Origin of the sequence: Campylobacter concisus (assembly GCF_002912895.1) — a bacterium.
Taxonomy (GTDB): Bacteria; Campylobacterota; Campylobacteria; order Campylobacterales; family Campylobacteraceae; genus Campylobacter_A; species Campylobacter_A concisus_G.
Map to the genome: position 1 here is coordinate 1 of NZ_POZX01000060.1, position 20924 is coordinate 20924.

The following is a 20924-nucleotide window of genomic DNA, read 5'->3' on the forward strand; positions in this document are numbered from 1 at the left end:
ATATAGACATTATGATTTAATCAATACTAATATAGTTTTAATAAAATTTATTATCCATAAAACTCTTCATTTTAGGTATTTTATGCATTAAAAATTAAATTATAAATAATTTATTAAAAAAATTATTTAAATTAAATAATTATATTAAGGAATGAGAATTCTCTTTAGTATTTAAGTAAAAAGCTAGATTTTATGTATTTGATATATTTTTAGCTTAAAGCCATTGGTAATTTAAATTTGTTTAAATAGGCTATAATCCGCCAAAAAAGGAGAGATAATGCTAACGCATTTAGATGAGAAAGATCGTCCAAAAATGGTCGATGTGAGCCCAAAAGATCCTACAAAAAGAGTAGCAACTGCTAGCGGGATCATCAAGATGAGCAAAGAGGCTTTTAGAGCGATAAAAGAAAATACTGGCAAAAAAGGCCCAGTTATCCAAACGGCTGTCGTTGCTGCGATAATGGGAGCAAAAAAGACAAGCGAACTAATCCCGATGTGCCATCCACTAGCTATTTTAGGCGTGGATTGTGATATCGAAGAGCTATCTGAAATTTGTGCTTTTAAGCTTTATGTGAGTGTAAAAATAGAGGGCAAAACAGGCGTTGAGATGGAGGCATTAACTGGCGTAAGCGTGGGGCTTTTAACCATTTATGATATGGTAAAAGCTATAGATAAAAGCATGGAAATAAGTAATATTGTATTAGAGAGTAAAACAGGAGGAAAAAGTGGCGAGTATATGCGATCTAAATAACAAAAAAGCAAAAATTGATTACCCAACGCATTGGGAATATAAAATAATATTTGACGCAGATGTCAATGTAGAAGAAAAGGTAAAAGAGATAGTAAAAGATAGAGAATTTAAGCTAGTTTTTTCAAAATTTAGCAAAGATAAAAAGTACGCGAGCTATGACTTAGCCGTACTAGTTTTGAGCGAAGAAGAGAGGCTAGAGATATTTTCAGCACTAAAACACGAAGCAAAATACGTTTTATAAGGTAAAAGATATGAATAATTTAGAACAAAATTTACATGATTATAAAAGTAGCGATGGCTTATTAATAAGCATAAAAGCTCTTTGCAATAACTTCTTTCAAGATGTTGCAAACAAAGATATAAATGCTTTGCCAGAAATTTTGAAGGTTAAAATGAACGAGCTTTATGACAAAATGAACAAAGAAGATCTCATAAACGCAAAAAATCTAAAAAGTGCCATGGAGGGAATAAATCAGGCCATTGTCGGCACTGAAGAAAAGGCGCTTTACGAGCTACTTGATAAAAAAGATGAGCTAAATCGTGCAATAGAAGCAAAACGTGAAGAGATAAAAAATAGGCTCAAAATTTCATTTGAAGCAGCTGAAGAAGTCGTAAAAGATAGAAATTTTAGTGGAAAAGAGGAAATTTTAGAGCTTTTAAATAATGCGATCATTAGAGAAACAAGACTTCTTGGTATCTTAAAAGAGAGCGCTCAAATCGCATTTTTGACAACTCTTGAAGGAGCAAAAGATGTCGAGGAAACAGCTGGTGCGATAGCTAAAAATATGACCTATGTTGCGATAATTGGAGGTGAGTTTAGCAAAGAGCGGATACTTGAAATTTCAAAAAACATCATCATAGCAGCAGCAAATTTGGCAGACGAGGGTCATATCTTTGCAAAAGAGTTGATAAGTGGAGCGATAAGTGGCACAAGAGATGGTATTTTAAGAGCCATAGAAAAGCTCAAAGATGAGGCGAAATTTGCTCCAGATGAGCTTAGGCTAAACTCACAACTACTAAATTTAAAAAATATTGATGGAGAATTTATAGCCTTGCTTAGGGAACTTGAAAAAGAATTTGAAGGTGTAGCAAGAAATGAGATCGAAAATGTGATAAATAGCGAGCTAGATACAAATCTAGCAAAATTTAAACGCATTAGCGATCAAGCGAGAGAGCAGATCATTTCAAGGATAGAAGAATTAAAGTCAAACGGCATGGCAAAGCTTATGAGCGAGGCAAATAATAAATTTGAAGCCTTAAAGCAAGAGCTAAACGACAAGAGTAAAAAGCTAAAACTAAATTTTGATACAAATGATAAAATTGAAGAGATTAAACAAGAGATCGCTAATCTTGAGAAAAAAGCCAATGAAAAATTTGAAGACATTAAGCAAATAGACATCAAATCAGAAGCTAAGAAATTTGGAGATAGGGCCTACCAAGCTGCAAAAGATCTGTTAAATGTTATTAAAAAAGATAAAAAAGAGGATTAAATTATCAAGCTTATCTTGAAATTTTTCTTGAAAGATACTCGAGTTATATATTCTTGCCAAGTGTGAAAAATTTCTCCACACTTGGATTTTACTTTTTAAAGCTTTAAATCATAAAAATAGATAAAGTAAAAATGCTCCTAAAATCAAGCGGTAGATGACAAAGGGCAGCATCCTGATTCTTGAGATGATCCCCATAAATAGCTTAACGCAGAGATAAGCACTAACTGCACTTATGATGACTCCAAGGGCGATATCGCTCCAAGGAAGCGCATTTGGATCTTTTATAAGTTTGATACTCTCGAGTCCGCCAGCTAGGATGATGACTGGGATCGACATCAAAAATGAGAAATTTGCACTACCCTTGTGGCTAAATCCTAAAAAAAGTGCTGCTGTCATCGTTATGCCTGATCTTGAGACGCCAGGGATGAGCGCCACAGCTTGAGCAAGGCCTATAATAAGTGCAAATTTTATGGTCATTTCATATTCGCTTTTATTTGTTGAGCGTAGATCCGCAAAGTAAAGTGCTATACCAAAGACGATCGTAGTAATAGCAATCACAACGCCGCTTCTTGCGTATTCTTCGATAATGTTGTTAAATAAAAGCCCAAAGATCCCAACTGGAATGGTGGCAAATCCCACGCACCAGACAAGCAGGCTATCGCCCACCATCTTTCGTTGTGCTATCGAGGCAAAAAAGTCGCGGAGCAGCTTAAAAATCGTATCTTTAAAATAAAAAAGTATCGCGCTTAATGTACCAACGTGCACTGCCACGTCAAAAGCAAGACCTTGATCTGGCCAGCCAAGTAGCTTTGGCACCAAGATAAGATGAGCCGAGCTAGATATCGGCAAAAATTCGCTTATACCTTGTACCAGGGCCAAAACGATAACGTGAGAAATTTCCATAAAATGCCTTTTTTGATTTTAGATTGCAGTTGGGGATTTTACTCCCCAAGATTAAATTTATATAAGTTCGCTAGCAAAATTTGCAAGTTTTTGTGGCGTAAATCCGAAGTGATCAAATAGCTCATTTGCCTTGCCGCTAGCACCAAAGCCGTTCATACCATAAACCGCGTCGGCAAATTTATACCACTCATAGCCAGTTGCAGCTTCAACTGCGATGATAGTCGTGTTTTTATCTAAAATTTTAGCCACATACTCATCTGGCTGCTCGCAAAGTAGGTCAAAACAAGGAGCTGACACGATGTTTGCGCCAATGCCTTGTTCGCCAAGAATTTCAGCTGCTTTTACGCAAAGCGAAACCTCGCTACCGCTTGCTATAAATGTTATCTTCGCATCTTGTGACGAGCTTAGCAGATATGCGCCGTTGCTAACATCGCCAAATTCGCCTTTTGCAAGTGGCTCAAGCCCTTGGCGGCTAAGCACAAATGCGCTTGGAGCATTTAAATTTAGCGCCGCTTGCCAGCTAGCTGCGTTTTCGTTACCGTCAGCTGGGCGGAAAGTGTAGAAATTTGGCATAGCTCTAAATGTGCTAAGCTGCTCGATAGGCTGGTGCGTCGGACCATCTTCGCCAACACCGATACTATCGTGCGTGAAGACAAAAAAGTGTTTTATGGCCATTAGCGCTGCTATCCTCGCACTTGGCTTTAGATAGTCGCTAAAGATGAAAAATGTCGCTGAAAATGGCAAGAAAAGGCCGTATCTGGCGATGCCGTTGTTGATAGCTGCCATGGCGTGTTCTCTGATGCCGTAGTGGATATTTTTGCCATTTGGGAAGTCACCCATACCCTTTAGCTCAGTCTTATTTGACGGAGCAAGGTCAGCACTACCACCGATAAAGCCAGGGAGTTTTTTAGCTATCTCATTTAAAATGACATGGTTTGTATCTCTTGTGGCTAGCTTTTTGTCGCTAAAGTCTGGAAATTCGATCTTGCTAAAGTCTGGATTAAGAAGTGAGTTTAATAAATTTTTGCCTTCAATGCTTAGCGCCTCAACCTTTTTGTTCCACATCGCCTCTTCTAGATCGCCCTTTTTAACTGCACCTCTAAATCTTAAAAGCACGTCCTCATCGATAGCAAATTTCTTCTCAGGGCCAAAGCCAGCTGCGGCCTTTGCCTTTTTGATGATCTCTTCGCCAAGCGGTGCACCGTGGCTGTGGTGGCTGCCTTCAAGCTCCATTGCGCCGCGTGCTATGTGTGTGTTTGCGATGATGAGATATGGCGACTCTTTCTCGCTTGCTTGCTCAAGTGCAAATTCGATCTGGTTGTAGTCGTGTCCGTCGATGCGTGCGACCTCCCAGCCCTGCGCCTCAAACCTTGCCTTGACGTCCTCGCTAAAAGCTATCGCTGTGTCGCCCTCGATCGTGATGTTGTTTGAGTCGTAGATGAGCACAAGGTTGTCTAATCTTAAATTTCCTGCGATTGAACATGCCTCGTAACTTATGCCCTCTTCTAGATCGCCGTCGCCGCAAAGGCAGTAAATTTTATGATCGATTATTTTATTATCTGGCTCATTTAGCACGTTTGCAGCGTATTTTTCTGCCATGGCAAGGCCAACTGCGTTTGCTACGCCTTGACCAAGCGGGCCAGTAGCCATCTCAACGCCTGGAGTGTGAATTTCTGGGTGTCCTGGGGTGTTTGAGCCAAGTTGGCGAAAATTTTTAAGCTCATCAAGGCTTAGATCGTAGCCGCTTAGATGTAAAAAGCTGTAAACCAAACTTGATGCGTGACCACCGCTAAAAACTAGTCTATCTCTGTTTAGCCATTTTGGATTTTTTGGATTGTGTTTTAAAAAGTTGCTTAAAACCACCATAATATCAGCTAAACCCATAGGCGCACCTGGGTGTCCGCTGTTAGCGTTTTGCACCATGTCAGCGCACAAAAATCTTATAGTATCGGCTTGTTTTTTTAGCATATGATCTCCTTTTATTGCGCCAGATTATACAAAAAAGTAATTAAAACTTGCCTTGCGTTTTTGTCCAAAATATCTAAATAGTGATATAAATTTTTTAACTTTTTAGTAGTAAAAATCTAGAAATTTCTAGCTTTTATCTAAGGTGCTTATCCGTAAGCTCTAAGATCATCTTAGCGATGTTTGCATCTATCTGCTTTAGCGCCTCTTCTATCTTGCTAATAAGCTCATCTTTTTTCTTTTTTGCGCCCTCAAGGCCAAGTAAATTTGTAAATGAATTTTTAGCTAGGTCGTTATGCACAGGCTTTCCAGCGGCTGCCTCGTCGCTTGTAAGATCGATGATGTCGTCTTGTATCTGAAAAGCAAGGCCTAGCTTTAGGCCGATATCATAAATTTTCTCGCACTCTATTTCGTCTAAATTTACTATCACGGCACCCATTTTTAGGCTAGCAGCGATGAGCTTTGCAGTTTTGTGGATATGTAAAAAGACTAGCTCATTAAGGCTTAGCATCTTGCCAGAGAGACCAAATTTAGCCTTTGCTCTTTTGATGTCCTCTTTGTTCGTATTTTCAAAAAAACAATCCAGCGCCTGACCTAGCACCATGCCACTAACGCCAGCATTCTCGCTTAAAATTTCCACGCATTTTATACGTGTTTCAGCTGGCAAATTGGCACGTGAAATTTCATAAAAAGCATGCGTATTTAGTGCATCTCCTGCAAGTATGGCAGTAGTCTCATCGTAGGTTACATGAAGTGTTGGCGTGCCGCGTCTTAGGCTTGCATTGTCCATCGAAGGCAAGTCATCATGGATAAGCGAGTATGTATGCATCATCTCAAGCCCTAAAGCCACTCTCATGGCCTTTTGCGTGAGGCTTTTATCCACACTTTCCACCACGCCAAGAAGCAAAAGCGCCCTAAAGTGCTTGCCCCCAGCCTTTAGCATAACGCCAAGCGCCTCCTCATAATAAGGGTGAAAGCTAGGCGCCTTTGGCAAATTTGCGTTTAGAAATTTTACAAAGTCCTCAAGTAGGCTCATTTTGGCACTCTTGCAAAAAACTGAAAGTCATTTCTAGCAAATAGAAGCGTAAAATTTTTTAATTCACCAAGCTTCTCTAAAAGCTCTTCACGACTACTCACGCTTTGTTTATCAAAACCCAAAATTTTATCACCGATCTTGATGCCAAAAATTTCTGCATTCGACTTTGGCTCGACCTTGGTAACGACTAAATTTTTATCCACCGTAATGCCATAATCAACCAAAATCTTATCATCAAGCATTGTTTGTGGCTCTTTTGGCATGATGTTAAAATTTGGTATATCAAGGCTTGAAGGGGCGTCTACATCGAGGCTTTGGTTAAATTTCACATCCCCACTTACTGGTACTTGAAAGAGCATTTCTTGCTTATTGCGCTTCACGATGATGTCAAGCTTTGCGCCCTTTGGAGCAAAAAGTATCATCTCATTTAGCTCTCTTAGGCTCTTTGGCTTGATGCCATTTACACTAACTAGCTCGTCATCAACCATCATCATCTTGCCACGGCCCAAAGGATCGACAAGACCTACAAAAAATTTATCCTCTTTTTGTAAAAATTTCACACCTATATCGCCGTAATAGACGTCATCATAAGATACAAAGTGCTTCAAATAACGATTTGGTATAAATTTATCAGCTCCAACAGCTATGCCTATCATCTTGCAGCAAGGTGTGTTTATCTCGCCAGTCGCGTTATACTCGAAGCTTAACGTGTCAAAGTCGCCTAAATTTTGCCCTAAAGACTTGATGTGACCCATGACGGTGTTATTTGCGTCGTTTAAAATGCCAACCCAAGTGCTCTTTTTTATGCGCTCCTCATTGGTCTCATCAGCCATCACAACAGGGCTTAGCTCCTTGCTAGAGCGCACTAAAAAAAGCTGCAAATATGGGTCAAATTTGACATATTCGCCAAGCGGAGCTCCCTCACTTTTTGGCACTGCGATCAAATTTTTCGTAATAGCCACGCCAAAGTGTTTATTTACAGAGACGATCGAGTTTTTGTTCTTTTCAAAGCAGGCGTTAAAGTCCTCTTGCGTAGGTCTAGGATCGGCGTTTAGGCAAAGCGCTGATAGCAAAAAAGCAAGGGCAAATTTATATTTTAGTCTCATTTTATCCCCATTGAAGCAAGGCCGCCAAGCATCCTTGAAGCGGTGTTTTTCTTATCAGCCTCAACTGATTTTAGCACGTCATTTACGGCGCTTATTAGCAAAATTTGCATGCTCTCTTTATCTTCAAGCAAGCTATCATCTATGCTAATATCAAGTATCTCGCCGCTGCCGTTTGCCCTCACGCTTACTAGTCCGCCGCCACTTTTTGCTCCAAATTCTTTGTTTTTGCTCTCTTCTTCCATCTGCTTGGCTTGCTTTTGCACATCCTCGAGCATCTGCCCCATCTTTGAAAAGTCAAATCCCTCAAACATCGCCTACTCCTTTATGATCTCGTTTTTGTTATTTACGTGCACGATGGTAGGCTTAAATTTCTTAGCTTTTTTAAATTTCATGCTAGCGTAAGCCACGATAATGACCACGTCTCCTACGCAGACTTTTCTAGCAGCTGCGCCATTTAGGCAAATTTCGCCTTTTTTACCTTTTATCACATAGGTGGCAAATCTCTCGCCATTATTTACGTCTAAAATTTCAACCTTTTGATTTTCTATCAAATTTGCAGCTTTTATAAGCTCCTCACCGATGCTGATCGAGCCAACATAGTTTAAATTTGCGTCTGTTACGACGGCTCTGTGGATCTTGCTAGCTAAAATTTCTATATTCATTTTTACCTCTTTAAAAGCTCTTTTACTACTTCTTTGTCGCTAAATGGGTGCTTGACGCCATTTATCTCTTGATATGGTTCGTCGCCTTTGCCAAGTATGACAAGCGCCCAGCCTGGTTCTAGCTTACTAATGGCTAGAGCGATCGCCTCTTGGCGGTTGGCGTTTCGTATCAAATTTTCATTTTGGCTCATGCCAGCGCAAATTTCATCTATTATGCTCTCTGGCTCTTCACTTCTTGGATTATCACTTGTGACGATGCAAATTCTTGCGTATTTTTGGGCTATCGCTCCCATTTTAGGGCGTTTTGTCTTATCTCTGTCGCCGCCTGCGCCAAAGACAGCTATCAAATTTAGATGTCTAAGTGAGTTTAGCACCTTTTCTATGCCATCTGGCGTATGGGCAAAATCTACGATGACTAACGGATCGGTGCTAACCACTTCCATTCTGCCACTAACCCCTTTAAATTTACTTATCGCCTTTGAAAGTGCGACTGTATCTGGACGCTCTAGCAAGCAAACAGCACCAAGAGCGGCGATTAGGTTGTAGAGATTAAACTCACCTTGCAAGCTTGAGTCTATCTCCACATCACCATTTGGCGTCTTGATAACCGCGTCTATGCCGTCCTTTAACCCATAAACTATCGGCGCAAAGCTGGCTGGCTTTTTAAGCGAATACGTATAGGCGTTTTTTGGGTTAAATTTAATGCCATTATCATCAGCATTTATAAGCTTCATGCAATCATCATCAAAAAAGCTCGACTTTACCCTAGCGTACTCCTCCATGCTCTTGTGGTAGTCGAGATGGTCTTGAGTTAGGTTTGTAAAAATTTTTAGAGCAAATTTTAAGCTCTCTATGCGCTTTTGAGCGATCGCGTGCGAGCTAACCTCCATCACAAAGTACTCGCAGCCTTGCTCACTAGCTGCTTTAAGGTAAGAAAGGGTCTTTAAAATAGCACTCGTCGTAAGCGCCTTATCGTCTATCTGCTTGCCCTCTACAAATGCCCCTCTTGTGCCACTTAGGCCGCATTTTTTGCCTAAATTTCGTAAAGTCTCATAGATAGCAGCAGCCGTTGTGGTCTTGCCATTTGTGCCTGTGATGCCAACTATCTTTAAGTTTTCATCGATTTTTAAAAGCTTTTTGCACTCTTCAAGGCTGATTATCTTTGCACCATTTTTTACCGCTGCCTCTGCAAATTTTGCATTTGCAGTAGTTTGCACGAAGAATGAGCCATTTTCGCACTCGTTTGAGTCATCTGTTATGAAGCTATTTTCTACTGATATTTTCATCGTTTTGTCTTTTTTGTATCTCTTTAAAAAGCTGATCTATGCGCTCATCGCCACCAAACATCACCGCCGCACTCTCAAGATAGTTTATGCTCATTTCGATGAAGTCATTTTTTATCAAATTTCCCAAAAATTCTAAAAAATCATCTTTGTTTGAGATCATTACCTTGGTTGAGAACATGATATTTTCAAAGACCTTTTTGAAGCTTCCGTCCTTATAAACGGCCTTTTTAAAGTCCTCATAGCTGATCGCGTCTTGCTCTTCAAAATACTCATCGCTAGCCAATCTTGATTCTAAAATTTTTAAAATTTCATCCATTCCTTCATCATCTTCGCCAGCTCTTAGTTTATCCATAAAATAGTCAAATAAAAGTTTTGCTTCCTCTGCATTTTTCTCGCCAAGGGAGCAAATTTGTATCAAAAATAGTAAATTTTTATCCTGTGTCTTTTCGTAAGCTAGAGAGAAGTAAAAGATTGCGTCTTTAAATTTAGAACGTTTGAAGTGTTTAATGCCTGTTTTTTTATAATCTATCAATGTCAAATTCCTCGCCGATCGGGATATTTACGACCTCAAGCTCTGGGTGAATATCCATACGAAGTTGTCTTTCGAGTCCATATTTTAGTGTAGTTGTGCTAGCTGCGCATCCATGACAATGCCCTGTAAGTCTTACATAAATTTTGCCGTTTTTTATGCCAAGTAGCTCCATGCCACCGCCATCATTTTCAAGCATCGGTAATACCTTTTGCAAACTCGCACTGACTGGTTTTAAAAGTTCTTCATCGCTAAATGGGATCATATTTTTTCCTATTAAATTTTTGGGCTATTATAGCAAAATAAAAATGCAAAAAATAATGGCTATATTTTTGCTTAGTGCTAATTTTGCTTTGTAATGTAAACCCTTTTGACACACCTAGTCAGTTTTGATTATTAAATGCGTGAGCTAAAATTTAGTAAATTTTTAATTATAAGTTTTAGGATAAAAGGGCAAATTTGCCCTTTTGTTTAGTCTATTAGAAGCGATTTTATATCTACTTTTTGTTCAATCATCTTACTCTCAAGCATAAATTCTTGCGTGGCTTCAAGTGCTTTTATGTCATCAGCCGTAATCTTTGGACTAAAGTCATACTGCGGATACATACTCTTTACCGCCTCTATGCTAAGCCTGGTCTCTTCAGCTGTAAATTTTAATGCCTCTTCCTCATTTGCTTTCATAAAAGCCAAAATTTCATCTTGAGCCTTTTTAAATTTTTCAACTAGATCTTTATGCTTTTTGTAAAATTCTCCGCTTGTGGCAGTGACGATTACTGGAGTGATGACGCCCTTGCCTGTTGTTACAACACTAAGACCTGATTTTTTAGCATTATAAGCAGCTAGTCCAGCAAGAAGCGCTGCATCGACGCTACCATTTTCAAGTGCAGCTTGTGCAGCTGGGATGCCCATAGAAACGAACTCTACATCATTTATACCAAGTCCGCCAAGAGCAAGATATCTAACCAAAAGCTCATTTAATATCGTACCTTTTGGCCCTGCTATTTTTTTACCTTTTAAGTCTTTAGCGGTTTTTATGCCTTTATCTTTAGCAAATATCGCAAAAGCTTCAGGTGCTCTTGAATAGGCACTTATGATCTTTATGTCAGCTTTGTTCGCTGCGGCAAGTATGACTGAAGTTCCGCCCACGCAGTTTAGAAACTGGAGTGAATTTGAAGCGAGTGCTTGAGTCTGCTTTGCACCTGAGGTGATCTCGGAGTACTCGACTGGCATGCCAAAAGATTTAGCATAAAAGCCTTTAAATTTATCGACGATTGAGGGGACGTTTAGCGGCGATTTGACATAGGTCATACCGATCTTATCTAGCTCACTTGCGTTTGCGACTAGGCAAAGCAAAGAGGCTGCACACAAAATCTTAAAAAACTTTCTCATATTTGCTCCTTTAAAAATTTTCCAAATTATATAACTTTTTGCTTCGTTTTGGTTTTAATTATCATTTTATAAAATGCTAAATTTCGCTCAAAATTTTGCGTTTTACGGCTATTAGCTCCTCACTTAACAGATCTCTTGGCCTTGCTAAATTTGATAGGTCGTAGTTTGATTTTATCCCGCCCTTTTCAAGCAAAATTATCTCGTCTGCTAAATATAGGGCTTCATCAACATTATGAGTTACAAAAATGATGGTTTTACCAGTTTGGAGCTTTAAAATTTCAGCCTGCATGCTGGCTCTCGTAAAAGCATCAAGTGCCGCAAATGGCTCATCCATAAGGATCAAATTTGCTTCGTATGCAAGCACTCTAGCAAGAGAAACGCGCGAGCTCATGCCACCAGATAACTGCGAAACAGTGGCAAATTTAAAGTCGCTAAGCCCTATCATCAATATGAGCCTATCTATCTTTACCTCGTCTATCTCATGCTTTTTAAGCGCAAATACGATATTTTCATAGACATTTAAAAAAGGCATGAGCCTAGGCTCTTGAAAGACAAAGCCAATCTTTGCTTGCTCTTTAAATTTTATCTCGCCTAGACTTACACCCTCAAGTCCAGCAATAAGCCTTAAAAGAGTTGTTTTACCGCATCCACTTCTGCCAAGTATAACAGTGATCTTATCTTTTTTTATACTTAAATTTAGCTCTTTTAAAACGTCGATACGCTTGTCATTAATAAAAAAATGCTTGGATAAATTTAAAATTTCTATCATTTTTCACTTCGCAAAAGGCTAAATTTAGATATCAAAAACAAAAATATCCTATCTATGAGTACGCCACAAATTCCTATCGTAAATATGCCAACAAATATCCTATCCGCGCGTGAAAGCTCCTCAGCGTCAAGTATGAGATAGCCTAGCCCGCTAGAAGCTGCGATCATCTCCGCTCCCACAATCGCTCGCATAGCGTAGCCAAAACCTATTCGCATGCCGACAAAGATGTCTTTTATGGCATTTTTTAGGATGATTTTGTAAAAAATTTCAAATTTACTAAAACAAAAAATTTTACCAACCTCAATAAGCTTCACATCGCAGCTAGTTAGCCCTTTTGAAATGCTTAAAAACATTGGAAAAAACGATGCTAGGATGATAATTATAATTTTTGGAGTTTCGTTTATACCAAACCAAAGTACCAAAATAGCAATAAGGCTAAGTGGCGGAACATTTCTAAAAAACTCTAGTATCCACTCGTAATAAATACTAGCTTTTGGAAATAGCGCCGCCACTCCGCCAAAAGCAAATGCCAAAACAAAAGCCAAAATATAACCAATAAATATACGCTTAAAGCTAATCATCATATGCGTTATTAGCTCGCCACTTAAGCTCATGTCAAACATCGTTTTAAGTGTCGTAATAGGACTTGGCAAGATATAGGGCGTGAAAATTTCTAGCTCGCAAACGACCTGCCAAAGAGCAAAGATCGCTAGGATCAAAACGCTTTTTTTAAAAATTTCTATCACAGCCCATCTCCATTGTGACAGCCATTTTCACAGTATAAAAGCTCGATGATCTGATAGTTTTTAAGCTCGCTAAATTTATATAAAAATGCGTTTTGTATCTTTTCTTTACTGCATAAGCTTAGTGTTTTTATGCCTAAATTTTCAAAAAATCCAGGCGGGATCGGACTTGACTCTATTTTACTTATTTGTAAATTTATATCGTTTAACTCTTTAAAATTTTTCCATGTTAAAAATGTAGTTCGCTCTAATTTTAAAGAATTTCCAAGCTCAGTCAAGTCCTCACAAGGCGTTGTTATATAAAGCCACTCACCTTCTTTTAGCTTCGAGCTAAGCTCAATGGCGCTTTCTATTAAAATGGGATTTAAGTTTGAAATATTGCTTGAAAAATCTTTGAAATTTGATCTTATAAAATTTACAGCTCTTGGACAGCGACTATCCAAAACCATGCCTTTAGAGCATAAATTTTTATATGAATTTTTGACATCACAAACATGATCTTTTTCGCACTCCACTATGTTAAAGCCCTTATTTTGCAAAAGCTCTTTTAACATAGAGAAGTCATACATATTTTTTACAACGGGATTTAGCCAAAGTAGCTTTTTCACGAGTTCTCCGTAATTTTAATAATAGAAATCAAGATTCTATCATTTAAAAATTTAAACCAAGTAAAAAGAGCCGCTTATAACTAAAATCATAAAAGATAGGCGGTACAAAAATATAAATTTAGCCTACACTTTTATATCTAATTTCTGTTTTTGCTCCACCTTTTCCATTAGCTTTAGTATATCAACTCCGTTTTTCTCAAGTTGCATTAGCTCCTTAAGATAGGCAAATTTCTCATCTTTGTTGATATCGTAAGTAGCCAGTTTCTCGCTTCGTCCGATCACTGAAGCATAAACTTTGTTGCCATCAAGTTTGTCCGTATTTTGCACATTATAAAGCGAGAGTACACCCTCTACCACCTCTTTAAAATCCGCCCCACTCTTCATGCCAGCTTTCATGAGCATAAGAAATCTCTGTCTGCTCTCTTCATCAGTGAAATTTATATTTTGTAGCGTCTGGTACTCAATTGGTGGCTTATTAGTGCTTGTTAGCATAGAGATAGCCTTTTTGCCTATCGTAATGCTCTCCACACCGACTCTTTCGCCAAGATACTGCCTAAGTGCATAATCAATCCACTTATCTTTAAACTCATCTATGCTTAGGTCTTTATCAAGTATCTCAAACCCTTCCACGTGGCTCTTGTGACCAAGCCCAAGAAGTGTGTTATCAAGTTTTGATGTATACTCTTTTGCAAAGAGATCGACATCTGTTGGATAATATCCTATGATCTCTTCGTGAGCTCTGCCAAAACCAAGTGCTTTGGTCTGGTTGATAAAATTTTTGAGATCATTTATCTCATCTTGGCTAACTTGTTTGTCGTACCCCATGAGCTTGCCCCAGATGCTTATCTTGCCATTAGCAGCTATGCCTGAGAGCGAGAAATTGCTAGCAAATGTTAGATTCTCGCTATTTTTTTGAAATTTTATCGTATTTGTTTCATTTAAATTTATTGGTCTAGTATCGGTATGACTTTTTTGCTCATCAACCAAACTGCTAGATAAATCATTTAAAGAATTTTTGTCTATATTGGATTTAGAGTTATTGGTATCAAACTCTTGTGCTCTACTACTTTGCGAGCTAACATAAAAATTTGTGCCTACTCCATTTACACTACCTATCATCTCAAATCCTTTGAAATTTATTAGACGCCTGAAACAAATATCGTCTTAATAAAATAAAATTTTAGCATAGAGTTCAAAGGTAAAAATTTAAAATATATAATTTTAGATTAAAGGATTTACAACTTTTAACTATTAAATTTATGATTTTTTGGTTAATAAAATTTGATAAATAATTAAAGAAATTTATACTTTAGAAAGCTTTTGAAAGAAGGATTTTATTTTAAAGGTAAGAGAATTTTATATTCAAGAAATTAAAAAAAGAGAGCCGAAGCTCTCTAATAATTATTCAGCTACTAGCTCTATATAAGCCATCTCTGCTGCGTCGCCTCTGCGAACACGAGTCTTGATGATTCTTGTATAGCCGCCATTGCGCTCTTTAAATTTTGGAGCTACTTCAGTAACTAATTTATTTGTTGTTTCTTTATCTTGTAAAGAAGCAAATACTGCTCTGTGAGCGTTAGAGTCACCTTTTCTGGCTCTTGTAATTAGCTTCTCAACATAGCTTCTAAGCTCTTTTGCTTTTGGTAAAGTCGTCTCTATCTTTTCGCTTTTGATGATAGCTATCGCCAAATTTTTAAGCAATGCAGATCTATGAGATGACGTTCTACCAAGTTTGCGATATCCGTGTTTATGTCTCATCTATTGTCCTTTTATTCTTTTACACTCATTTGTGCTTTAAGCTCGGTTATTTTCTTTCTTAGTTGCTCTTTGCCATCTTTTAACACATCGGCACCAACTGGATAGCCTATCTCTTCCATAACCGCTTTAATCTCTTCAAGAGATTTTTTACCTAAATTTTTAAGCTCTTTAAGCTCATTTTCGTCCATTAATGCAAGCTCGCCGATAAATCTAATATCAGCTTTGTCAAGGCAGTTGAAACTTCTAGCACTTAAATTTAGATCTTCTACGCTAGAAAGTAGCTTTGAAAACTCGCCACCTGTACTTGAGCTAGCAACTGGAGTACTAACATCAATATCTAAAATTCCTTTAAATACTGACATTTGTTGATACATAGCTTCTAAACAATTTTTAAAAGCCTCTATCGGACTAACTTGACCATCAGTTGTTATAGTAAATACAATCTTTTCATAGTCTGGGTCATCCTCAACCAAGACATTTTGTATATCATAAACTGCTTTTTTAACAGGTGTAAAAAAAGCATCAAGTGCGATATAGTCGTCTTCAATCTCTTCTCTGATCTCTTCACTAGGAACATATCCGATACCTTTTTGAATGATAACTGAAAAATTTAACTCAGCATCTTCGTTTATTGTAGCAAGGTATGCATCTGGGTTAACGATCTCAACTAGATCATTATTTAGATCAGCCCCAGTTATCTCTTTTGGTCCTTTAAAGCTATATTCTATAACTTCGCGCTCGCTGGCGCTTTTTAATTTAAATCTGATTTTTTTCAAATTTATAATAAAAAATGCTACGTCTTCTAGCATACCACGCATACTATCAAATTCGTGACTAACGCCTTTTATCTTTACACCGATAGGAGCAAAGCCTACTGTGCTTGTGTAAAGAAGACGGCGTAGTGGGTGAGCCAAAGTAACAGCATAACCTGCTTCAAAAGGATATGCTGTAATGTTAGCGACATTTTCGCTAACACTTTTAACTTCTATTTCAGTTGGCATATAAGCTGATGTAGTAATCTTTCTCATCTTTATACCCTCTATTATTTTGAATAAAGCTCTACTATAAATCTTTCCTCAACAGGAATGATAACCTCTTCTCTTTCTGGATTTCTAGTGAAAATTCCAAATTTTTTCTCTTTTTCAACATCTACCCAAGCAACAATACCAGTTTGTGCTGTAAGATCTATTGCACGAACAATTTGTGGATTGTTTTTAGATTTTTCAACAATCTCTACTTTTGCACCTGGCTCAACTCTGTAAGATGGTATATCTACTCTTTTGCCATTTACTAAAATATGTCCATGAGTTACTAGCTGACGAGCAAAACGACGAGTTGTTGCAAAGCCCATTCTATAAACAACATTATCTAATCTTTGCTCTAATAGTTGAACCAAAAGAGCACCAGTATTACCTTCGCGGCGTGCTGCTTCTTGAAATAATCTTCTAAATTGTTTTTCAGAAACACCATACATAAATTTAGCTTTTTGCTTCTCGCGAAGTTGTAAGCCATATTCGCTTATTTTTGCTCTTCTTTGTCCATGTTGTCCTGGCGCATAAGGTCTTTTTTCAAAAGCACTTTTACCAGCAAGTCTTCTTTCGCCTTTTAACGCAAGAGACACACCAAGACGTCTTTCTAATTTTTCAACAGGTCCTGTATATCTAGCCATAATAATTTCTCCTATTTTTCTCTAATTATACGCGGCGGCGTTTTGGCGGTCTACAACCATTGTGTGGTAAGGGTGTAATGTCTTTAAAGAAAGATACCTTAATTCCTTCAACAGTTCCTACACTTTTAACAGCCGTTTCACGTCCGCTACCTGGACCTTGAACCTTAATACCAACTTCTTTTATGCCATGCTCTTTTGCTTTATTTAGAGCATCTTCAACCGCCTGTTGAGCTGCATAAGGGGTTGATTTTTTACTTCCTTTAAAGCCTAAGCCACCTGCACTACTCCATGCAATAGCATTTCCCATTTCATCAGTTACAGTTACCATAGTGTTGTTAAATGTTGCACTGATATAAACGATACCTTTGGCTATGCTTTTTCTAACTACTTTTTTCTTAACAATTTTTCTTTTCGCCATTTATTATCCTTTAACCCTTGCCTTACTTAGTAGCTGCACCGACAGTTTTACGTCTGCCTTTTCTGGTTCTAGCATTAGTTTTAGTCTTTTGACCACGAACAGGAAGACCTTTTCTGTGGCGAAGACCTCTATAACTTCCAAGATCCATAAGAGCTTTGATATCCATAGCAACTTGTTTTCTCAAATCACCCTCAACGATATGATGCTCTTGAATTTCTTTACGGATAGCTGCTGCTTCGTCTTCGCTAAGCTCGTAAACTCTCTTATCGTAAGAAATTCCAGCTGCGTCAAGGATTTGACGAGATTTGTAAAGACCTATACCATAAATATAAGTCAAACCATACTCGATTCTCTTTTTGTTTGGTAAATCTACACCTGCAATACGTGCCATGCCTTATCCTTGTCTTTGTTTATGTTTTGGATTTTCGCAGATAACACGAATTATGCCACTACGTTTGACAATTTTACATTTGTCACACATCTTCTTTACAGAAGGACGAACTTTCATTTTAGTCTCCTAAAAATTTATTCCACTTTTTTAGGGGCTGCATCAGGTCTAAAGAAAAAATTTAGACCAACTATTTTCAAAATAAGTGGGGAACTTTGAAAATAATTCTTCATACAGCTTTTCGCAAAGCTTGGATTTTATCCAAAACCAGCTTTAAATTTACTTAGCATATTTGCCAAGAGGCTAAATTTACTTATATCTATAAGTGATCCTGCCTTTATCTAGGCTATATGGCGTAAGTTCTACTTTTACGCGGTCGCCAGGCATTATCTTTATATAATGCATTCTCATTTTTCCGGCGATATGACATAAAATTATATGTTTGTTGTCAAGCTCAACTTTAAAAGTTGCATTTGGCAGTGCTTCAACAACATTTCCATCAATCTCAATGACATCGTCTTTTGCCACAAACTCTCCTTTCTTTAAATTTTTGCTATAAATTTTATGCTTGGCTTAAAATTTCGGCTTTGCCATTAACTATCGCCATACAATGCTCATAATGGCTGGTTCTTAAACCATCTTTTGAGGTTACTTTCCAGTTATCACTTCCCAAAACTGGTGTGCCGTCTTTTTGGCAGATCATCGGCTCTATACAAAATACCATTCCCTCTTTTATCTTTGGTCCAGCTTTTGGGTTGTTTCCATCAAGGTAGTTTGGAATTTCTGGCTCTTCGTGTGGCCTTTTACCTATGCCGTGACCACAATACCCACGTAAAGGTACATAGCCTCTACCTAGTATAAATTTCTCAAGCTCGTAGCAAATTTCTTTAAAATGCATACCAGCTCTTATGAAATCAATAGCAAAATATAGCGCATCTTTTGAGCAAGCGATCAAAGCCTCATCTTCTTTTGAAATTTTACCAACCCCAAAAGTCCTAGCCGAATCACCAAAATAACCATCTAAATTTGAGCCAATATCAACACTAACGATATCGCCCTCTTTTAGTTTGTACTCATTTGGGATTCCGTGGATTACTACTTCATTGACACTTATGCAAGCTGCATTTGGAAAGCCATAAAGACCTTTAAAAGCAGGTTTTGCCCCAGCAGCCCTTATCATATCTTCGCAAATTTTATCTATCTCAAGAAGTGAAATTCCAGGTTTTATGATCGTAGAAACGTGATCAAGAGTTCGAGCGACGATCTTGTTCGCCGCTCTCATTTTCTCTATCTCAGCTGGTCTTTTTAGCGTGATAGCCATTTTATAGACCTACTGCGCTTAGAGTTTGGTATTTGTTTGTATAAGACTGAGCTTCTATACGCCTCATCGTATCAAGTGCTACTGAAACCACAATAAGCACTGATGTACCACCAAAATAAAATGGAACACCCATAGTCTTTACAAGTACCCAAGGTAGTGTTGAAATGATGCCCAAGTATAAAGCACCACCTAAAGTTAGCCTACCAGCTACTTCATTTAGATAGCTAGCTGTACTCTCGCCTGGTCTAACACCTGGGATAAATCCGCCTTGTTTCTTTAAATTTTCACTTATATCTTTTGTGTTAAATACGATCGATGCATAGAAAAACGCAAAGAAGATGATAAATAAAAATGTTAAAACGTTAAACATATAGCCATTTGGACTTAGAAAGTCGTTGATAGCTTGGATTACTGGATTTGTGCTAGCCTGCAAAATAGTACTAGGGAACATCAAAATCGCACTAGCAAATATCGGTGGAATAACGCCACTTAAATTTACTTTGATCGGTATATAGTTCATTATACGTTTGTTTTGATTTTCCATTATCACTTTTCTTGAGTAAGAAATAGGGATACGCCTTTCACCCATCTCTACAAATATAATAGCACCAATGGTAGCTAGAATAATCGCTAAAATAGCGATGACTGTTAGGAAATTCATCTCGGAAGTGTTTACTAAATTTATAGTTCCACCGATCGCACTAGGTATGCCAGAGACGATGCCAGCAAAGATGATAAGACTTATACCATTACCTATACCACGTTGCGTTATTTGCTCGCCTATCCACATAAGTAGCATAGTTCCAGTTAGCATAGACACAGCAGAGATCGCGATAAATAAATTTATATCTATCATGATAGCTTGCTCGCCACCGCGTCCGCTTAAGCTTTGAAGTCCGATAGAAACACCGATTGATTGTACAAGAGTAATAACAATGGTTGTATAACGTATGATTTGCATATATTTTTGCATACCGTCACGTTCTTTTTTCATCTGACCTAATTTTGGAAATGTTGCTGCTAAAAGCTCCATAATGATCGAAGCTGTAATGTAAGGCATGATACCTAGAGAGATAATACTTAAACGCTCAGCAGCTTTACCACTAAACATATTAAATAAGCCCAAGGCATTGCTATTGTTTGAATTAAAAAATTCTTTAATTACGTCGACATTAACACCAGGAACTGGCACATAAGCCAGTATCCTGTATGCGAACAAAAATGCCAACGTGATTAAAATCTTGTTGGTCAGTGTTTTATCCATTATTTTGTTCCGCTAACGCTAACGTTCTCGTCTTTGATCTTAGAAGCAAGAGCTTTTGCGCTTGCACCGATTAGTTTTATCTTAGTAACGCTCTTTGAAATTTTATGAACGCTAGCTATTGTTGCTATTGAAATTTCAGCAAGCTCTTTTATAGCTGCAATTTTCTCGACATTAATAACATAAGGTTTTTCAAATTTAGAAGTAAAGCCTACTTTTGGAAGACGTCTTTGAAGTGGTTGTTGTCCGCCCTCAAAACCTCTTTTCTCATTGTAGCCTTTTCTTGCTCTTTGACCTTTGTTACCTTTGCCAGCAGTTTTGCCATTGCCGCTACCTTGACCACGACCTATTCTTTTGGTTGCATGAGTTGAACCTGCGGCAGGTGTTAATTTTTCTAATGCCATCTTAACTCCTTTCTCTTAGCTTTTTAGCAAACTAAGTGCTTTTATAGTAGCACGAACGACGTTTGCTGAGTTGTTTGAGCCAAGTGATTTAGTAAGGATATCCTTAATACCTGCAAGCTCGATAATAGGACGTGCACTACCACCAGCGATAACACCAGTACCCTCGCTAGCTGGGCGAAGTAGCATTCTACTTGCGTTATATTTTACCTCTACATCATGAGGGATAGTTGTGCCTTTGATCTTAACGTGGATAATATTTTTAAATGCGTCGTCAATCGCTTTTCTCATCGCATCTGGTACCTCTTTAGCTTTGCCATATCCAAAGCCAACTAGACCATTTCTATTACCAACAACAACTAAAGCTGTAAATCTAAATCTACGACCACCTTTAACAACCTTTGTAACCCGACCGATATCGACGATTACTTCTTCAAATTCTTCTCTATTATATTTTTCCATCGATTTTCC

At 38.0% G+C, this 20924-nt stretch carries 28 protein-coding genes; 3 read left to right on the forward strand and 25 right to left on the reverse strand.

Translation table 11 applies throughout. The features are described from left to right. Positions 1–274 precede the first annotated feature (274 nt). The 3 genes from moaC to CYP51_RS06845 are packed head-to-tail and all read left to right on the forward strand — an operon-like array spanning position 275 to position 2241. Positions 275–751 carry a cyclic pyranopterin monophosphate synthase MoaC gene (gene moaC, locus CYP51_RS06835; protein WP_178140250.1) on the forward strand — a complete coding sequence of 159 codons (477 nt, stop codon included), beginning with the start codon at positions 275–277 and terminating at the stop codon, positions 749–751. Next, positions 726–992: an HP0495 family protein gene (locus CYP51_RS06840; protein WP_021091143.1), complete on the forward strand. Its 267-nt coding sequence runs from the start codon at positions 726–728 to the stop codon at positions 990–992. The genes moaC and CYP51_RS06840 overlap by 26 nt, the downstream gene beginning before the upstream one ends. 10 nt (positions 993–1002) lie before the next feature. Continuing rightward, positions 1003–2241 carry a hypothetical protein gene (locus CYP51_RS06845; protein ID WP_103624886.1) on the forward strand — a complete coding sequence of 413 codons (1239 nt, stop codon included), beginning with the start codon at positions 1003–1005 and terminating at the stop codon, positions 2239–2241. Between the two features lie 108 nt (positions 2242–2349). On the opposite strand, the gene CYP51_RS06850 is transcribed toward CYP51_RS06845, so the two are convergent. The 25 genes from CYP51_RS06850 to rpsE all read right to left on the reverse strand — a co-directional run bounded on the left by CYP51_RS06850 (position 2350) and on the right by rpsE (position 20915). Continuing rightward, positions 2350–3144, reverse strand: coding sequence for an undecaprenyl-diphosphate phosphatase (locus CYP51_RS06850; RefSeq protein ID WP_087577491.1), 795 nt, complete (start codon positions 3142–3144; stop codon positions 2350–2352). Positions 3145–3201: 57 nt separating this feature from the next. Further along, positions 3202–5112, reverse strand: coding sequence for a transketolase (gene tkt / locus CYP51_RS06855; protein ID WP_103624887.1), 1911 nt, complete (start codon positions 5110–5112; stop codon positions 3202–3204). A gap of 133 nt (positions 5113–5245) precedes the next feature. Next, a complete protein-coding gene (locus CYP51_RS06860) occupies positions 5246–6145 on the reverse strand; it encodes a polyprenyl synthetase family protein (protein ID WP_103624888.1) in 900 nt (299 codons plus the stop codon). Beyond that, positions 6142–7251, reverse strand: coding sequence for a DUF7488 domain-containing protein (locus CYP51_RS06865; RefSeq protein ID WP_103624889.1), 1110 nt, complete (start codon positions 7249–7251; stop codon positions 6142–6144). The genes CYP51_RS06860 and CYP51_RS06865 overlap by 4 nt, the downstream gene beginning before the upstream one ends. Continuing rightward, a complete protein-coding gene (locus CYP51_RS06870; protein WP_002941513.1) occupies positions 7248–7562 on the reverse strand; it encodes a YbaB/EbfC family nucleoid-associated protein in 315 nt (104 codons plus the stop codon). Before CYP51_RS06870 ends, CYP51_RS06865 begins: the two co-directional genes overlap by 4 nt. 3 nt (positions 7563–7565) lie before the next feature. After that, positions 7566–7913: an aspartate 1-decarboxylase gene (panD, locus tag CYP51_RS06875; RefSeq protein ID WP_002941539.1), complete on the reverse strand. Its 348-nt coding sequence runs from the start codon at positions 7911–7913 to the stop codon at positions 7566–7568. Positions 7914–7915: 2 nt separating this feature from the next. Beyond that, positions 7916–9199, reverse strand: coding sequence for a UDP-N-acetylmuramoyl-L-alanyl-D-glutamate--2,6-diaminopimelate ligase (locus CYP51_RS06880; protein ID WP_103624890.1), 1284 nt, complete (start codon positions 9197–9199; stop codon positions 7916–7918). After that, the gene (locus CYP51_RS06885) at positions 9177–9731 is read right to left on the reverse strand and encodes a histidine kinase (RefSeq protein ID WP_103624891.1); all 555 of its coding nucleotides are present in this window, start codon (positions 9729–9731) and stop codon (positions 9177–9179) included. Before CYP51_RS06885 ends, CYP51_RS06880 begins: the two co-directional genes overlap by 23 nt. Further along, on the reverse strand, positions 9718–9993 hold the full coding sequence (locus CYP51_RS06890) for a NifU family protein (RefSeq protein WP_021091089.1): 276 nt from the start codon (positions 9991–9993) through the stop codon (positions 9718–9720). The genes CYP51_RS06885 and CYP51_RS06890 overlap by 14 nt, the downstream gene beginning before the upstream one ends. Positions 9994–10199: 206 nt before the next feature. After that, complete coding sequence (locus CYP51_RS06895; RefSeq protein ID WP_103624892.1) at positions 10200–11117, reverse strand: NrtA/SsuA/CpmA family ABC transporter substrate-binding protein; 918 nt, start codon at positions 11115–11117, stop codon at positions 10200–10202. A gap of 76 nt (positions 11118–11193) precedes the next feature. Beyond that, positions 11194–11886 (reverse strand): ABC transporter ATP-binding protein, encoded by a 693-nt coding sequence (locus CYP51_RS06900; protein WP_103624893.1) that lies wholly within the window; start codon positions 11884–11886, stop codon positions 11194–11196. Further along, positions 11883–12632 carry an ABC transporter permease gene (locus CYP51_RS06905; protein WP_103624894.1) on the reverse strand — a complete coding sequence of 250 codons (750 nt, stop codon included), beginning with the start codon at positions 12630–12632 and terminating at the stop codon, positions 11883–11885. The genes CYP51_RS06900 and CYP51_RS06905 overlap by 4 nt, the downstream gene beginning before the upstream one ends. Further along, positions 12629–13237: a hypothetical protein gene (locus CYP51_RS06910; protein ID WP_103624895.1), complete on the reverse strand. Its 609-nt coding sequence runs from the start codon at positions 13235–13237 to the stop codon at positions 12629–12631. Before CYP51_RS06910 ends, CYP51_RS06905 begins: the two co-directional genes overlap by 4 nt. 123 nt (positions 13238–13360) lie before the next feature. Then, positions 13361–14356 (reverse strand): hypothetical protein, encoded by a 996-nt coding sequence (locus CYP51_RS06915; RefSeq protein WP_103624896.1) that lies wholly within the window; start codon positions 14354–14356, stop codon positions 13361–13363. A gap of 282 nt (positions 14357–14638) precedes the next feature. Continuing rightward, the gene (gene rplQ / locus CYP51_RS06920; RefSeq protein ID WP_002941584.1) at positions 14639–14995 is read right to left on the reverse strand and encodes a 50S ribosomal protein L17; all 357 of its coding nucleotides are present in this window, start codon (positions 14993–14995) and stop codon (positions 14639–14641) included. Between the two features lie 11 nt (positions 14996–15006). After that, positions 15007–16023 carry a DNA-directed RNA polymerase subunit alpha gene (locus tag CYP51_RS06925; RefSeq protein ID WP_084041209.1) on the reverse strand — a complete coding sequence of 339 codons (1017 nt, stop codon included), beginning with the start codon at positions 16021–16023 and terminating at the stop codon, positions 15007–15009. A gap of 14 nt (positions 16024–16037) precedes the next feature. Beyond that, positions 16038–16664 carry a 30S ribosomal protein S4 gene (gene rpsD / locus CYP51_RS06930; protein ID WP_054197275.1) on the reverse strand — a complete coding sequence of 209 codons (627 nt, stop codon included), beginning with the start codon at positions 16662–16664 and terminating at the stop codon, positions 16038–16040. A 25-nt stretch (positions 16665–16689) separates the two neighbouring features. Further along, entirely contained in the window at positions 16690–17082 is a 393-nt protein-coding gene (gene rpsK / locus CYP51_RS06935; RefSeq protein ID WP_021091081.1) for a 30S ribosomal protein S11, read from the reverse strand. 22 nt (positions 17083–17104) lie between these two features. After that, positions 17105–17473, reverse strand: a complete 369-nt coding sequence (gene rpsM / locus CYP51_RS06940) for a 30S ribosomal protein S13 (RefSeq protein WP_002941610.1) — start codon at positions 17471–17473, stop codon at positions 17105–17107. Positions 17474–17476: 3 nt separating this feature from the next. Continuing rightward, a complete protein-coding gene (rpmJ, locus tag CYP51_RS06945) occupies positions 17477–17590 on the reverse strand; it encodes a 50S ribosomal protein L36 (protein ID WP_002941545.1) in 114 nt (37 codons plus the stop codon). A 189-nt stretch (positions 17591–17779) separates the two neighbouring features. Further along, entirely contained in the window at positions 17780–17998 is a 219-nt protein-coding gene (infA, locus tag CYP51_RS06950; protein ID WP_002848031.1) for a translation initiation factor IF-1, read from the reverse strand. A 34-nt stretch (positions 17999–18032) separates the two neighbouring features. Beyond that, on the reverse strand, positions 18033–18791 hold the full coding sequence (gene map / locus CYP51_RS06955) for a type I methionyl aminopeptidase (RefSeq protein WP_084041208.1): 759 nt from the start codon (positions 18789–18791) through the stop codon (positions 18033–18035). Position 18792: 1 nt separating this feature from the next. Beyond that, on the reverse strand, positions 18793–20055 hold the full coding sequence (gene secY / locus CYP51_RS06960) for a preprotein translocase subunit SecY (RefSeq protein WP_103624897.1): 1263 nt from the start codon (positions 20053–20055) through the stop codon (positions 18793–18795). Continuing rightward, a complete protein-coding gene (gene rplO, locus CYP51_RS06965) occupies positions 20055–20456 on the reverse strand; it encodes a 50S ribosomal protein L15 (protein ID WP_021089212.1) in 402 nt (133 codons plus the stop codon). The genes secY and rplO overlap by 1 nt, the downstream gene beginning before the upstream one ends. Before the next feature lie 15 nt (positions 20457–20471). Next, on the reverse strand, positions 20472–20915 hold the full coding sequence (rpsE, locus tag CYP51_RS06970; RefSeq protein WP_002941646.1) for a 30S ribosomal protein S5: 444 nt from the start codon (positions 20913–20915) through the stop codon (positions 20472–20474). Between the last annotated feature and the right edge of the window lie 9 nt (positions 20916–20924).

Excerpts from the sequence above, each read along its gene's own strand:
- CYP51_RS06915 (WP_103624896.1), bottom strand. The coding sequence starts at position 14,356 with ATGATAGGTAGTGTAAATGGAGTAGGCACAAATTTTTATGTTAGCTCG.
- rpsM (WP_002941610.1), bottom strand. The coding sequence starts at position 17,473 with ATGGCACGTATTGCAGGTGTAGATTTACCAAACAAAAAGAGAATCGAG.
- CYP51_RS06860 (WP_103624888.1), bottom strand. The coding sequence starts at position 6,145 with ATGAGCCTACTTGAGGACTTTGTAAAATTTCTAAACGCAAATTTGCCA.
- CYP51_RS06845 (WP_103624886.1), top strand. The coding sequence starts at position 1,003 with ATGAATAATTTAGAACAAAATTTACATGATTATAAAAGTAGCGATGGC.
- rpsD (WP_054197275.1), bottom strand. The coding sequence starts at position 16,664 with ATGGCTAGATATACAGGACCTGTTGAAAAATTAGAAAGACGTCTTGGT.
- map (WP_084041208.1), bottom strand. The coding sequence starts at position 18,791 with ATGGCTATCACGCTAAAAAGACCAGCTGAGATAGAGAAAATGAGAGCG.
- CYP51_RS06925 (WP_084041209.1), bottom strand. The coding sequence starts at position 16,023 with ATGAGAAAGATTACTACATCAGCTTATATGCCAACTGAAATAGAAGTT.
- rpsK (WP_021091081.1), bottom strand. The coding sequence starts at position 17,082 with ATGGCGAAAAGAAAAATTGTTAAGAAAAAAGTAGTTAGAAAAAGCATA.
- CYP51_RS06895 (WP_103624892.1), bottom strand. The coding sequence starts at position 11,117 with ATGAGAAAGTTTTTTAAGATTTTGTGTGCAGCCTCTTTGCTTTGCCTA.
- rpmJ (WP_002941545.1), bottom strand. The coding sequence starts at position 17,590 with ATGAAAGTTCGTCCTTCTGTAAAGAAGATGTGTGACAAATGTAAAATT.
- CYP51_RS06880 (WP_103624890.1), bottom strand. The coding sequence starts at position 9,199 with ATGAAAATATCAGTAGAAAATAGCTTCATAACAGATGACTCAAACGAG.
- secY (WP_103624897.1), bottom strand. The coding sequence starts at position 20,055 with ATGGATAAAACACTGACCAACAAGATTTTAATCACGTTGGCATTTTTG.
- rplO (WP_021089212.1), bottom strand. The coding sequence starts at position 20,456 with ATGGCATTAGAAAAATTAACACCTGCCGCAGGTTCAACTCATGCAACC.
- panD (WP_002941539.1), bottom strand. The coding sequence starts at position 7,913 with ATGAATATAGAAATTTTAGCTAGCAAGATCCACAGAGCCGTCGTAACA.
- CYP51_RS06850 (WP_087577491.1), bottom strand. The coding sequence starts at position 3,144 with ATGGAAATTTCTCACGTTATCGTTTTGGCCCTGGTACAAGGTATAAGC.
- CYP51_RS06870 (WP_002941513.1), bottom strand. The coding sequence starts at position 7,562 with ATGTTTGAGGGATTTGACTTTTCAAAGATGGGGCAGATGCTCGAGGAT.
- rpsE (WP_002941646.1), bottom strand. The coding sequence starts at position 20,915 with ATGGAAAAATATAATAGAGAAGAATTTGAAGAAGTAATCGTCGATATC.
- rplQ (WP_002941584.1), bottom strand. The coding sequence starts at position 14,995 with ATGAGACATAAACACGGATATCGCAAACTTGGTAGAACGTCATCTCAT.
- tkt (WP_103624887.1), bottom strand. The coding sequence starts at position 5,112 with ATGCTAAAAAAACAAGCCGATACTATAAGATTTTTGTGCGCTGACATG.
- CYP51_RS06900 (WP_103624893.1), bottom strand. The coding sequence starts at position 11,886 with ATGATAGAAATTTTAAATTTATCCAAGCATTTTTTTATTAATGACAAG.
- CYP51_RS06865 (WP_103624889.1), bottom strand. The coding sequence starts at position 7,251 with ATGAGACTAAAATATAAATTTGCCCTTGCTTTTTTGCTATCAGCGCTT.
- CYP51_RS06890 (WP_021091089.1), bottom strand. The coding sequence starts at position 9,993 with ATGATCCCATTTAGCGATGAAGAACTTTTAAAACCAGTCAGTGCGAGT.